This window comes from Actinosynnema sp. NPDC059797 (genome assembly GCF_042732085.1).
Taxonomy (GTDB): Bacteria; Actinomycetota; Actinomycetes; order Mycobacteriales; family Pseudonocardiaceae; genus Actinosynnema.
Map to the genome: position 1 here is coordinate 1 of NZ_JBHWIE010000223.1, position 12,298 is coordinate 12,298.

At 72.8% G+C, this 12,298-nt stretch carries 10 protein-coding genes; 3 read left to right on the forward strand and 7 right to left on the reverse strand.

Annotation, left to right across the window (positions count from 1 at the left end):
* Positions 1-27: 27 nt before the first annotated feature.
* The 6 genes from ACFV4N_RS31550 to ACFV4N_RS31575 form a co-directional block, all read right to left on the reverse strand.
* On the reverse strand, positions 28-1,209 hold the full coding sequence (locus tag ACFV4N_RS31550) for a glycoside hydrolase family 88 protein (RefSeq protein WP_499676282.1): 1,182 nt from the start codon (positions 1,207-1,209) through the stop codon (positions 28-30).
* A gap of 45 nt (positions 1,210-1,254) precedes the next feature.
* The gene (locus tag ACFV4N_RS31555; protein WP_499676283.1) at positions 1,255-1,938 is read right to left on the reverse strand and encodes a hypothetical protein; all 684 of its coding nucleotides are present in this window, start codon (positions 1,936-1,938) and stop codon (positions 1,255-1,257) included.
* A gap of 5 nt (positions 1,939-1,943) precedes the next feature.
* Positions 1,944-2,780 (reverse strand): carbohydrate ABC transporter permease, encoded by an 837-nt coding sequence (locus ACFV4N_RS31560; RefSeq protein ID WP_499676284.1) that lies wholly within the window; start codon positions 2,778-2,780, stop codon positions 1,944-1,946.
* Complete coding sequence (locus ACFV4N_RS31565; protein ID WP_499676285.1) at positions 2,777-3,706, reverse strand: carbohydrate ABC transporter permease; 930 nt, start codon at positions 3,704-3,706, stop codon at positions 2,777-2,779. The genes ACFV4N_RS31560 and ACFV4N_RS31565 overlap by 4 nt, the downstream gene beginning before the upstream one ends.
* Before the next feature lie 81 nt (positions 3,707-3,787).
* Positions 3,788-5,092: an ABC transporter substrate-binding protein gene (locus ACFV4N_RS31570; protein ID WP_499676286.1), complete on the reverse strand. Its 1,305-nt coding sequence runs from the start codon at positions 5,090-5,092 to the stop codon at positions 3,788-3,790.
* Between the two features lie 67 nt (positions 5,093-5,159).
* Positions 5,160-7,115, reverse strand: a complete 1,956-nt coding sequence (locus ACFV4N_RS31575; protein ID WP_499676287.1) for a DUF2264 domain-containing protein — start codon at positions 7,113-7,115, stop codon at positions 5,160-5,162.
* Between the two features lie 526 nt (positions 7,116-7,641).
* On the opposite strand from ACFV4N_RS31575, the gene ACFV4N_RS31580 reads away from it, so the two are divergent.
* From ACFV4N_RS31580 to ACFV4N_RS31590, 3 genes are all read left to right on the forward strand, one after another.
* Positions 7,642-8,748, forward strand: a complete 1,107-nt coding sequence (locus ACFV4N_RS31580; protein WP_499676288.1) for a substrate-binding domain-containing protein — start codon at positions 7,642-7,644, stop codon at positions 8,746-8,748.
* Positions 8,749-8,890: 142 nt separating this feature from the next.
* On the forward strand, positions 8,891-10,018 hold the full coding sequence (locus ACFV4N_RS31585) for a LacI family DNA-binding transcriptional regulator (RefSeq protein ID WP_499676289.1): 1,128 nt from the start codon (positions 8,891-8,893) through the stop codon (positions 10,016-10,018).
* A gap of 162 nt (positions 10,019-10,180) precedes the next feature.
* Complete coding sequence (locus tag ACFV4N_RS31590) at positions 10,181-11,608, forward strand: RICIN domain-containing protein (protein ID WP_499676290.1); 1,428 nt, start codon at positions 10,181-10,183, stop codon at positions 11,606-11,608.
* A 31-nt stretch (positions 11,609-11,639) separates the two neighbouring features.
* Here the strand turns inward: ACFV4N_RS31590 and ACFV4N_RS31595 are convergent.
* A partial coding sequence (locus ACFV4N_RS31595; RefSeq protein WP_499676291.1) for a substrate-binding domain-containing protein occupies positions 11,640-12,298 on the reverse strand: 659 nt, incomplete at its 5' end.

The window sequence follows — 12,298 nt, forward strand, 5'->3', positions numbered from 1 at the left end:
CCGCCACCCCGGTCGGCGCCCGTTCCGCTACCAGTGGGCGCGCCACCCGGGCCTCAGGTGGCGGGTCAGGGCCTCCAGGTAGAAGTAGTCGCCCCACAGGTTCCCCTCGTCCACCCCCACCAGCTTGGGCTTGTCGTAGACGCCGTGCCGGAGCAGGGCGTTGGACGTGCCGTCGTTCGCGGTCGAGTACGAGGTCGCGAGGGCGGTCAGGATGGCGTCGCCCTCGGCCCGGTAGCGCGCGGCGGCCCGGTCGTCCACGTGGTCGGCGAGTTCGTAGAGCCCGCAGACCGCGATGGCGGCGGCCGAGGAGTCGCGCTCCTGGTCGCTGCCGTCGGTGAACACGAGGTCCCAGTAGGCGACCCGGTCCCCCGGCAGGCGGGTCAGGAAGTGGTCGGCGCAGCGCCGGGCCGCGTCGAGGAACGACCCGTGCCGCGCGTGGCGGTGGCCGAGGGCGAACCCGTAGACGGCCCACGCCTGCCCGCGCGCCCAGCACGAGCCGTCCTGGTGGCCCTGCTCGGTGGCGCCCCGGAGCGGTTCGCCGGTGTCGGGGTCCCAGTAGTAGGTGTGGAACGTGGTGCCGTCCGGGCGGACCACGTGCCGTTCCAACTGCTCGGTGTGGCGGACGGCGGCCCGGCGGTACGACTCGGAACCGGTGGTCTCGGCCGCCCAGTACAGCAGCGGCATGTTCATCAGGCTGTCGATGATGGTCCGGCCGCGCTGGCTCGGGTCGGCCAGGTCGCCCCAGGCCTGCACGATGCCCGCCGGCTCCAGGAAGCGGGTCATGAGGTGGTCGGCGGCCCGGAGGGCGGCGCGGCGGGCGCGGTCGTCCCCGAGCAGCCGCCACGGCGCCACGCAGGACAGGGTGTAGAGGAAGCCGAGGTCGTGGGTCTCCAGGTCGATCCCCCGCACGACGCGGTCCTCGAAGCTGTCGACCTCGCGCCGGGCGGCGCGCAGCACGGCTTCGTCCCGGGCGCCCTCCCAGACCAGCCACAGCATCCCCGGCCAGAAACCGGTGGTCCACCCGGCGTTGGCCCCTTCCGGTTGGCCGCCGCGCGGGGTGCGCGGGCGGTAGACGCCCCCGGTGGTCGTGTCGTCGGGGTACCAGTGGGTGAAGTCGGCGATGTTGCCGCGCACGGTCGCCGCGGCGGCGTGCCAGGCCGCTGCCAGGACGTCGGTGGTGGGTGCGGCGCGATCTGCTTCCGCGGACATGGTTCTCCCTCGGGACGGGTGGCGGGGACGGCGGGCGCGCGGGGTTCAGCGCGCCGCGACGGATCGCGGGTCGGCCTGGTCGGCGCGGACGCGGAGGGGCCGCAGGGCGGCGTGGCCGCTCACCCGGGTCACGAACAGCACCGGGCCGGTGAGCAGGACCAGCGCCGGGACGGGCGCGGTGGCGACCGCCGCCGCCAGCACCCACAGGGCCACCAGCGACACCAGGGTGAGGTGGGGGCGGCGGACCGCCAGGAACAGGCAGGCCCGGACGAGGCGCCGGACGGGCACGTCGGGGTGCTCGACCACGGCGGTCAGCGCCACCAGCGCGGTCGCGGCGGTGAGCACGGCCAGCACCGCGAGGACCGGGGTGGCCACGGCGCCGACCGGCGTGCCCCAGGCGGCGCGGACGTCCACGACCAGCACCAGCAGGGCCGCGGTCGCCGCGCCCGACACGGCCGACGCCCGGCGGGCGTGCCGGCGCCAGGCGCGCGGGAACCCGCGCACGACCGGCGAGCCGTCGTCCCGCGCGGCGGAGGCGCACACGACGTGGGCGGCGGCCGCGGCCGGTCCCAGCAGCGGGGCCGTGAGCACCAGCAGCGGCCACGTGGCCTCGACCGGGGTGAACAGCAGGACCGCCAGGAACGGGGCGCTCGCGAGCACCACGAGGACGCCGGTGGCCAGCAGCGCGTGGGCGGTGGCGAACACGCGGGTCCAGATCTCGTGCGACACGCCCGTCAGCCCTTCAGCCCGCTGGTGGCGATGCCCTGGACGAAGTACTTCTGGCCGAGGAGGAACACCACGGCGACGGGCAGCACGGACAGCACGGAACCGGTCATGATCAGGGCGTGCTCGGCGTTGTACTCGCTGACGAACGTCTTGAGCCCCAACTGGATCGTCCACAGGTCCCGGTCGCGCAGGTAGATCAGCGGGCCGAGGTAGTCGTTCCAGGTGGTGACGAAGGTGAGCAGGGCCAGGCTTGCCAGGGCGGGCACGGACAGCGGCAGCACGACGCGGAAGTAGATGCCGTACTCGCTCAGGCCGTCGACGCGGGCGGCCTCGCACAGCTCGTCGGGGATGGTCAGGTAGTACTGGCGCATCAGGAACACGCCGAACGCGCCGAATGCCTGGAGGGCGACGATCGCCCACGGCGTGTTGGTCAGCCCGGCCTCGGACATCATGATGAACTGCGGGATCATGTATGCCTGCCAGGGCACGGCGATGGTGCCGATGTAGAGCACGAACAGCAGGTTGCGCCCGGGGAAGCGGGTCTTGGCGAACCCGTAGGCGGCGAAGCTGCCCGTGAACAGCTGGAGCGCGGTGACGACCACCGACAGGAACGCGGTGTTCTTCAGCCACCCCAGCAGGTCCGAGGCCCGCCAGATCTCGACGTAGTTCGCCCACTGCGGCGAGTCCGGGAACCAGCTCACCGGGATGGAGAACACGGCGTTGTCGGTCTTGAGCGAGGAGGAGATCATCCAGAAGAACGGCAGCAGCAACGCGGCCGCGGCCACCACGAGGACCGCGTACCCCGCGATCCTGCCGGGCGAGGCGGAGGTGCGCGGGGCGGTCATCGGGCGTTCCTCCTGCGGTTGACGGCGAACTGGACGACCGTGACCGCCATGCACAGGGCGAAGAGCACCACGGAGACGGCGGAGGCGTAGCCGAACCGGTTCTCCACCAGGCCCTTCTGGTAGATGTACTGCGACAGCACGAGCGTGGACTGTCCCGGTCCGCCGTTGGTCATGACCAGGATCAGGTCGAAGACCTTGAAGCTGCCGATGGTGAGCATGACCGTGACGAAGAACGTGGTGGGCCGCAGGCAGGGCAGGGTCACGTTGCGGAAGCGCTGCCAGGCGCCGGCGCCGTCGATGCGGGCGGCTTCGTGCAGCTCCGGCGGCACGGTCTGCAAACCGGCCAGGAACAGCAGCATGTAGTAGCCCATCTCCCGCCAGACGCCGACCAGGATCACGGCGGGCATGGCCCAGGTCGAGGAGGCGGTCCAGCCGGGCGGGTCGTCCACCCCGAACAGGCCCAGGACCTGGTTGACGGGTCCGGCGTCGCGGCTGAACAGCAGGTTCCAGGCGATCGCGATGGCCACGATCGAGGTGATGTAGGGGAAGAACGCGGCGGTGCGGAAGAACGCCACCCCGCGCAGCCCGCGGTTGAGCAGCAGGGCCAAGCCCAGGGACAGGGCCAGGGTGAGCGGGATGTGGAACGCGGAGTAGTACAGGGTGTTGAGCAGGGCGCGGTGGAAGCTGGAGTCGCCCAGCAGGCGGGTGAAGTTGTCCAGGCCCACCCACTTGGCCGTGCCGAAGACGTTCCAGTTGGTCAGGGAGACGTAGAACAGCGCGACGACCGGGCCCAGGGTGAGCAGGCCGAAGCCCAGGAAGTTGGGCAGGACGAACGACACGCCCTGCAAGGACCGGCGTGCCCGGTACCACCGCTTCGCCCGATCCGCCCCGGCCGGGGGTGGACCGCCGATCGTCGTGGTGCTCATCGGTGTTGTGCTCCTGCGTAGGTGGTGTGCGTGGGTGCCGGCGCGGGCCCGGCCGGGAGGGCACCGGGCCCGCGCGGGGGGTCAGCGGGACCCGAGGACCTCGCTGTGGGCCCGGGTGCCCGCCTCGCTGATCGCCTCGTCCACCGACGTGCTCTTGGACATGATCGCCGAGTGGGCGTCCATCAGGATGTTCTGCAACGCCGCGGTCTCCGGTGACACCGGGTTCTCCGCGCGGGTGTCGTGGGTGGTGAAGGCGAACCGGGACAGCTCGTCACCCGGCACGCCCTTCACCCCGAAGTACGCCTGCGTCACCGGCTCGGTCAGCGTCGCGGGGGTGATGCCGATCGAGGCCAGCGCGGTCGCCCCGCCCTCACCGGCGACGAAGGACAGGAACTCCTTCGCCGCCGCGACCTCGCCCTCGTCGATGGCGGCGTTGATCCCCAGGCCGGTCGGGTCGCCGAAGGTGACCGGCTGGTCCCCGGTGCTCCCGTCACGCTGCGGGGCGGGGGCGAAACCCCACTGGAACGGCTGCGCGTCACCCTTCTCCTGCTGCGCGATCAACGTCGCCACGTACCAGCTGCCCATCAGCATCGTGGCCGCCTGCTGGGTGCCGAACTGCGCCTGGTACTGGAGGGTGTTGGTGGTGGCCGTGCCGTAATCCACCTGCGCACCCGACTCCTGGTGCTTCAGGGCGCGCTCGTAGTAGGGCTTGAGGTAGCCGTAGTCACCGCTGGTCAGCTCCGCGCCCGGCGTCTGGGCCAACGCCAGGCCCTGCACGGTGGACTGCCACACGTGCTGGTACGCCGCCTTCGCCGGCGAACCCGCCGCCTTCAAACCCGCCGCCAGGTCCGCCACGGCCCGCTCGTACTCCGCCCACGTCCACGTCCCGTCGGGCGGCGCCACCCCGGCCTCCTCGAAGAGGTCCCGGTTGTAGTACAGGTACCAGGAATCCTGGCGATAGGGCACCGCGTAGGTCGCACCGTCCACCTTGTAGTTGCCCAGACCGTTGACCCCCTCACCCAGGCCGCCGGCCACGTCCGACACGTCCAGGAGCTGCTCGCCGCTCTGGTAGGTGATGAAGTTCTTCAGGTTCTTCAGCACGTACACGTCCGGCCCGCTGCCCGCGGCCAGGTCGGCGGTCAGCTGGGTGTCGTAGTTGGTGGCGTCGTACTCCTTGAACTCCACCGTGACATCCGGGTTCTGCGCGTGGAACGCCTCCGCCAACCTCCTGAACTCCGGAGTCGAGTTCAGGCTCCACGCACTCATCGTCAAGGTGACCGGACCACCGCTGTCGGCGGGCTCGTCCGAACCGCACGCGGTGGCGGCGAGCGCGAGGGCGGTGACGGCGGCCGTGAGGGCGGTCCGCCTGGAATGCCGGTGTCGCATGGTCCTTCGCTTCCTGCTCGGGCAACGGGAGGGCGGGTTCCGGCGCCGGGTGTGGGTGTTCCGCCGGTCAGGGCAGTGCGGTGCGGGTCCGCACGCCGTCGGGCCACCGGGTGGCGACCCAGGTCTTCGGTCCGTCGCGCTCGACCCGGGTCGCGGGTTCGGCTGACCGGGGTTCGGCGTCGCGCGCCAGCTCCAGCAGTACGGCGCACCACTCGCCGGGCAGGACGGGGCAGTGCGCCCACGGGACCGCGGCGACCGGTCCGAGCGGGCTCGCGTCGGCGCGGACGGACACGCCCGAGTCGATCGCCTCCCCCAGGAGGACGACGAGCGACGATCGCGTCCCGTCGGCGGCGCGGGCGCACGGCGCGCCGGTGGAGGGGATGTCGACGGCCGGGCCGGCGACGGCCCACCCGGACAGCCGCAGGGTCGTGGGAGGGCGGTCCAGGGCGACGTCGTCGACGCGGACCAGCCGGACTTCCCACGGGCCGCGCACGAGCGAGTGCACCGCGACGGAGCCGGCGTCGTGGTGGCGTCCCGCCCAGCCCGAACCGTGGTGGTGCTGCTCCTCGTCGGGGTCCAGCCACCGCACGACGCCGGACGAGGACGAGAGCCCCACGGCCACGCCGTCGGCATCGACCACGCGGGTGTCCCCGACGTCCATGCCGGACCGGTGGGACGCCCGGCTCGCGGCGTCGAGCAGCACGACGGCCTGGTCCTGCGGGTCGGCCCAGTCCGCGGGGTCGAGCAGGGGGCTGGTGGCGGTGGAGTAGCCGAGGCGCGCGTAGAGCGGGGAGTCGCCCCGGGTGTCACCGGGAGTCGCGTGGTCGGTGCCGTGGTTGACCACCCGCACCACACCGTCGGCCGACGTCCCGGCGACCAACCAACCCGGGGCCCTGATCGCGCGCACGAAGTCGGCCCGCTCCACCGGCAGCGGCAGCTCCTCGGCCGACCACACCGGGTGCTCGGCGGGCAGCGCCAGCCCGAGCATGCCCTTGACCGCCCAGTACGGCGAGCCGGGCCCGGAGTAGGACTGCGCGATGCGCGGCCACGACTCGTGCCAGCCCAGCGTCAACAGGCCGTGCTCGTCCGGCGCACCACGCTCGACGAAGTGGCGCACCACGCTCGACGCGGCACGCCGCAGCACACCGGGCGGCGTGGACGGCACCTCGGCCAGCACGCCCACCCAGAACGGGGCGGCGGCGGCGAACCGGTAGGTCAGGCTGCGGCCCTGCACCAGCGGCGACCCGTCCCCGCCCACCAGGTGGACCGCGTCGAGCAGGAACCGGTCGAGCAACGCGGTGTCCCGCGCCCGGCGGTCCTCGGCGAACCCGGCCGCGCCGGGCATCCGCGCCCACAGGTGCGGGTAGACGTGCAGCGCCCACCCCGCGTAGTGGTCGAACGCCCGCTCTTGGCCGTCGGCCATCCAGCCGTCCTCGCGCAGGAAGCCGTCGTGGGTGGCCAGGTCCTCCTCCACGTCCGCGGCCGACCACGGACCGCCCACCGACCGCAGGAACGCCTGCACCACCAACCGGAACCACACCCAGTTGATCCGCGGGTAGGTCGGGTCGCCCACCGCCGGCGCCAGGTAGTCCACCACCCGCTCCCGCACACCGGGGTCGAGGCGGTCCCACAGCCACGGGCGGGTCAGGTCCAGGGCCAGCGCGAGCGAGGCGGCCTCCACCTTGGTCTGCGGGTGCTCCTCCAGGCGCACCCACCGCTCCGGCGAGGACGGATCGGTGCCCGTCGCGATGCCCTCGGCGTACCACTCGGCCAGGTCGTCCGGGTCCGCCCCGCGTTCGCCCGCCAGCCGGAACCCCGCCAGGAGGAAGGTGCGGGCGAAGCCCTCCAGACCGTCCACGTCCGCGCCGTAGCCCCCGGTCGGGCCGGGCAGCGAGATCCGCGCGCGGCCCGGGGAGGCGAACGGGCGCACCGCGCGCAGCAGGGCGTCGGCGGTGGCCGCCCACTGGTCGCGGGTCCAGTCGGCCGGCGAGGCGGCTGCCCTCGGGAGGGGTTCCGGCGGCATGCGTTTCGTCCTTCGTCGTCGGAAGACGTTCGATCACAACGATGTGCAGTTGCTTTCGTTTTTGATCGCTTCACGCGCCAAACAGTAAAGACGTGCAGGAGTGATCGTGTCAAGGGTCACAGGGGGTGCGGAAGTGCGGACAGCTCGCGACACCGGGCGCGCCCCGACGGCCTCCCCCGGCCTGTCGTCGCGGGGTATGGGCGCGGGCCGGCGACATAATTGGCCCACCATCGGCTACGGGAGGATGTGCGGTGACGAGAGCGCGCACGGGGAACGGCACGGCCGGCGCGGAACGGGTGCCGTCCGGGCCGACGACAGCACCCGGCGCGCGGCCGACACCCGGCCAGCGGACAACACCCGACGCGCGGACAGCACCCGGCGCGCAGCGGACACCCGACGCGCGGACAACACGCAGCACGCGGCCGACACCCGGCGCACGGACAACACGCAGCGCACAGCCGGCACCCGGCGCGCGGCCGACACCCGACGCGCCGTCCACCCGCGTCACCACCGCGGCGGGAGCCCCGTGAACCCCGAGCCCCGCACGCTCGCCGCGAGCAGGCGCGCGTCCATCCTCGAAGCGCTGCGCCGGGACGGCGCGGTGCGGATCTCCGACCTCAGCGAGAGGATGGGCGTCACCCCCGTGACGCTGCGCCGCGACATCGCCCACCTCGCCGGGGAAGGTCTGCTCCGGCGCGTGCACGGGGGCGCGACCCTCCGCACCGCCGAACCCCCGTCACCCGGCGCGCGACCGGCCGAGCCCGCGCCCGAACCGCCGCACCAGGGCACCGCCGGGATGCTGGTGCCCTCACTGGACTACTACTGGCCGGAGGTGGTCCGGGGCGCGGAGGAGGAGGCGTCCGACCGGGGCCTGCGGATCCTACTGCGCGGGTCGTCCTACGAGAGCGCGGACGACCGGCCGCAGTTGGAGCGGTTGCTGGACAACGAGGACGTGTGCGGATTGATCGCCGCACCGAGCCTGTCCGCGCCGTCCGCGGCCGCGACGATCGAGTGGCTGAGCACCATCGACACCCCGGTCGTGCTCGTCGAGCGCGTGGCGACCGTCGGGCCGCGCCAGGCGGTGGTGGAGTCGGTGGTGTCCGACCACGCCCTGGGCGCCGCCATGGCCGTGCACCACCTCGCATCCCTGGGCCACCGCAAGGTCGGCGTGGTGCTCAGCGAGAACAGCCCGACCTCCCCGCACGTGCGCCGGGGGTGGCTGGACGCGTGCGCCGAAACCGACCTCGACCCCGGGTCCACCGTGGACACCGCCGTGCCCCGCCCCGGCGCACCCGGCTGGGACGCCGCGCTGGACGAAGTCCTCGACCGCGTGACCTCGACCGGGACCACCGCACTGCTCGTGCACGCCGACACCGAGGCCATGGCCCTGGTCCAACGCGCCGAACACCACGGCCTCCACGTACCCACCGCACTGTCCGTGGTGGCCTACGACGACGAGGTCGCCGCCCTGTTCACCCCCGCCCTCACCGCCGTGCGCCCACCCCGACGCTCCATCGGGCGCGCAGCGGTGTCACTGCTGACAGCCCGACTGCACGACCCCGACCGCCCCACCCACCGAGTGGTGATCACCCCATCCCTGCGCGTCCGCGACTCGACAGCACCACCAGCCTGAATACCCGGCGGGCACGCTCCGCCGATCGCTTCACCACTTGTCGACGAGAAACGGTCAACCTCAGTCATCAATCAGGCGGCAAGGCTGCACGGTTCGTTGTTACGATCAGTTTCGATCACGACTTCGAGGCGGGCAGGCGGTCATGGCGGACATTCCCGGAGCGGACGCCAGGGGCTCGATGCTGCCCGCCGCGCGGCGGCAGTGGCTGCTGGAGCACCTGGCGGGCCGCGGCGTCCTGCGCATCACCCACATCGCCCGGATCATGGGCGTCACCGCGGTCACCGTCCGGCGGGACGTCAACGACCTGGCCGCCGAGGGCCTGGTCGAGCGCGTGCACGGCGGGGTGAGGCTGGTCGGCGGCGCGCCCGCCGAACCGACCGGGCAGGGGTCGGACACCGCGCCCGCCATCGGCATGGTCGTTCCCTCGCTCGACTACTACTGGCCCGAGGTCATCCGCGGCGCCCAGGACGCCGCGCAGGAGAAGGGCGCGCGGCTGGTGCTGCGCGGCGCGTCCTACCAGGCCGACGAAGTCCGCCACCAGGTCGAGTGGATGACCGGGCACGGAGCCGTGGACGCGCTGCTCGTCGCGCCGCCCACCAAGGGCGCGGCGGCCGAAGGGCTCGTCGCGTGGCTGACCGCCCTGCCCGTGCCCGTCGTCCTGGTCGAGCGCTCGGCCGTGACCGGGCCCTACCGCCGGCACGTCGAATCCGTGCGCACCGACCACGCCGCCGGCGCCGAACTCGCCGTGCGCCACCTGCACGGCCAGGGGCACCGCCGCGTCGGGCTGGTGGTCAGCGCGAGCAGCCCCACGTCCGGCCACGTCCGCGAGGGCTGGCACCGCGCGACCGCCGACCTCGGCCTGCCGCCCGCGCCGGAGGTGTTCGTCGCCGCCTACTACGAGCCCGGCTGGGGCGTGGACGTCGACCGCGTCCTGGACCTGTGCGCCGAGCAGGGCGCCACGGCGCTCGTCGTGCACTCCGACCGGGAGGCGGTGTCGCTGGTCCAGCGGGCCGAGGAGCGGGGTCTCCACGTGCCCGGCGACCTCGCGGTCGTCGCCTACGACGACGAGGTGGCCAGGTTCGCCCACCCGCCGCTCACCGCCGTGCGCCCGCCCAAGTACGCCATCGGCGGCACCGCCGTGCACCTGGCGCTCGACCGCTTGGCGCAGGGCGCGGACGGGCCCGTGCGCCGGGTGGTGCTCAGCTCCGAGCTGCGCGAACGGGGCTCGACCGGCGCACCCGCGCGGGCCCTCCGCCGGCACCGGGCGTGAACGTTTTTCTTCGTTTTTCTGCGGCTATCTGCGCTTTTCTTCCCGGTGGAGCATTCCGCTTCCACCTTGTGCCCTATTTTCCACTTGACCCCTTGCTGCCGCGGCTCGCACCCTCTTAATCTTGATGAGATAGCGGTCACACTCACCCCGCAAGGAGTTGTCGTGCCACAACGCCGTGGCTTCATCGCCGTTTTGTCGGCCCTCCTGCTCGGCGGCCTCCTGACGCCGACGGCCGAGGCGGCGCCCGTGACGATCACCAACGGGACGCAGTTCGTCGATACGTCAGGCCAGGTCGTGCACGCGCACGGGGGCGGCGTCATCAAGGTGGACTCGTACTACTACTGGTTCGGCGAAAATCGAAACGCGGACAACACCTTCCGCGCGGTTTCCGTTTACCGGTCCACCGACCTGCACAACTGGGAATTCCGCAGGAACGTGCTGACCCAGTCGTCGGACCCCGAGTTGGCGGTGGCCAACATCGAACGCCCGAAAGTCATCTACAACAATTCGACCGGCCGTTTCGTGATGTGGATGCACAAGGAGAACGGCAGCGACTACGGCGAGGCGAGGGCGGCCGTGGCCAGCTCCGCCACCGTGGACGGGGACTACACCTGGCACGGCAGCTTCCGCCCGCTGGGCCACATGTCGCGCGACATCACCCTCTTCCGCGACGACGACGGCACCGGCTACATGATCTCCGCCGCCCGCGAGAACGCCGACCTGCACGTCTACCGGCTCACCGCCGACTACCGGCAGGTCAGCACGCGGGTGCACGTGCTGTGGCCGGGCTCCTGGCGGGAGGCGCCCGCGATGTTCAAGCGCAACGGCGTGTACTTCCTGCTCACCTCCGGCGCCACCGGCTGGGCGCCCAACCAGCAGAAGTACGCCACCGCCACCAGCGTGGCCGGCACGTGGAGCGCGCTCGCGAACGTCGGGGACGGCACCGCCTACAACTCGCAGACCGCGTTCGTGCTTCCCGTCCAGGGCTCGCAGACCACCTCGTACCTGTACCTGGGCGACCGGTGGGCCGGCGCGTGGGACGGCCGGGTCAACGACTCCCGGTACGTGTGGCTGCCGCTGACCTTCCCGAGCAGCACCAGCCTGTCGATGAGCTACGCCTCCCGGCTGACCGTCGACACCGCGACGGGCGTGGTGACCCCGGTGACCTCCCCCGCCCACACCTTCACCGCCCGGCACAGCGGCAAGTGCCTGGACGTCCCCTCCTCCAGCCAGGTCACCGGGACGCAGGTCAAGCAGTACCCGTGCAACGGCGGCAACAACCAGCGGTGGGAGGCCCAGGGCACGGGTGACGGCTACTACCGGCTGGTCGCCCGCCACAGCGCCCTGTGCCTCGACGTGGACGGCCAGTCCACCGCGGACGGCGCCCTCGTCAAGCAGTGGACGTGCGGCAGCGGCGCCAACCAGCAGTGGCAGTTCCAGGACGCGGGCAGCGGCTACGTCCGCGTCGTCGCCCGGCACAGCGGCAAGTGCCTCGACGTGGTCAGCGCCTCGACCGCGGACGGCGCGCTGATCAAGCAGTACGCCTGCAACGGCGGCAACAACCAGCAGTGGAGCAGGGCGGGCGCCTGACGCCGGTCCGGTGGCGGGGCGACCCGTCCCGTCACCGGGCCCGCGAGCCGGGCGGCGCGGTGCTCTGCCGCACCACCAGTTCGGTGTCCAGGTCGATCCGCGGGTGCGGCGGTCGCCGCCCGCCGGCGAGGGTGATGGCCATCCGGGCGGCCACGGCGCCCATGTCGCGCAACGGCTGCCGCACGGTGGTCAGGGGCGGGCCGCTCCACTCGTTGATCGACAGGTCGTCGTAGCCCACGACGGACAGGTCCCGGGGCACCGACAGGTCCAGTTCGTGCGCCGCGCGCATGACGCCGAGCGCCTGGTAGTCCGAGCCGGCGAAGATCGCGGTCGGCCGGTCGGGGCGGTCGAGCAGCTCCAGGCCGTGCCGGTAGCCGCTGGTGGCGCGGAACTCGCCGTAGCGGACGTGGTCGGGCGCCGCCGACAGCCCCGCGGCGGCCAAGGCGCCCCGGAAGCCCTCCACGCGGGCGCGGCTGCACGGCAGCCTCTCCGGGCCGGAGATCACCGCGAGGTCCCGGTGCCCCAGCTCGACGAGGTGGCGGGTGGCGACCAGGCCGCCCGACCGGTTCGCCGAGCCCACCACGGGCACCTCCGGCGGCTGCTCCCGCGCCGCGTCCACGAAGACGAACGGGATGCCGGCCGCGGTCAGCTGCCGGCGCTGCCGGTCGTCCAGCTCGACCACCACGAGGA

What these genes read in the sequence shown, in the direction of transcription:
- ACFV4N_RS31550 (WP_499676282.1), bottom strand. Translation starts at nt 1,209, where the DNA reads ATGTCCGCGGAAGCAGATCGCGCCGCACCCACCACCGACGTCCTGGCA.
- ACFV4N_RS31560 (WP_499676284.1), bottom strand. Translation starts at nt 2,780, where the DNA reads ATGACCGCCCCGCGCACCTCCGCCTCGCCCGGCAGGATCGCGGGGTAC.
- ACFV4N_RS31565 (WP_499676285.1), bottom strand. Translation starts at nt 3,706, where the DNA reads ATGAGCACCACGACGATCGGCGGTCCACCCCCGGCCGGGGCGGATCGG.
- ACFV4N_RS31570 (WP_499676286.1), bottom strand. Translation starts at nt 5,092, where the DNA reads ATGCGACACCGGCATTCCAGGCGGACCGCCCTCACGGCCGCCGTCACC.
- ACFV4N_RS31575 (WP_499676287.1), bottom strand. Translation starts at nt 7,115, where the DNA reads ATGCCGCCGGAACCCCTCCCGAGGGCAGCCGCCTCGCCGGCCGACTGG.
- ACFV4N_RS31585 (WP_499676289.1), top strand. Translation starts at nt 8,891, where the DNA reads ATGGCGGACATTCCCGGAGCGGACGCCAGGGGCTCGATGCTGCCCGCC.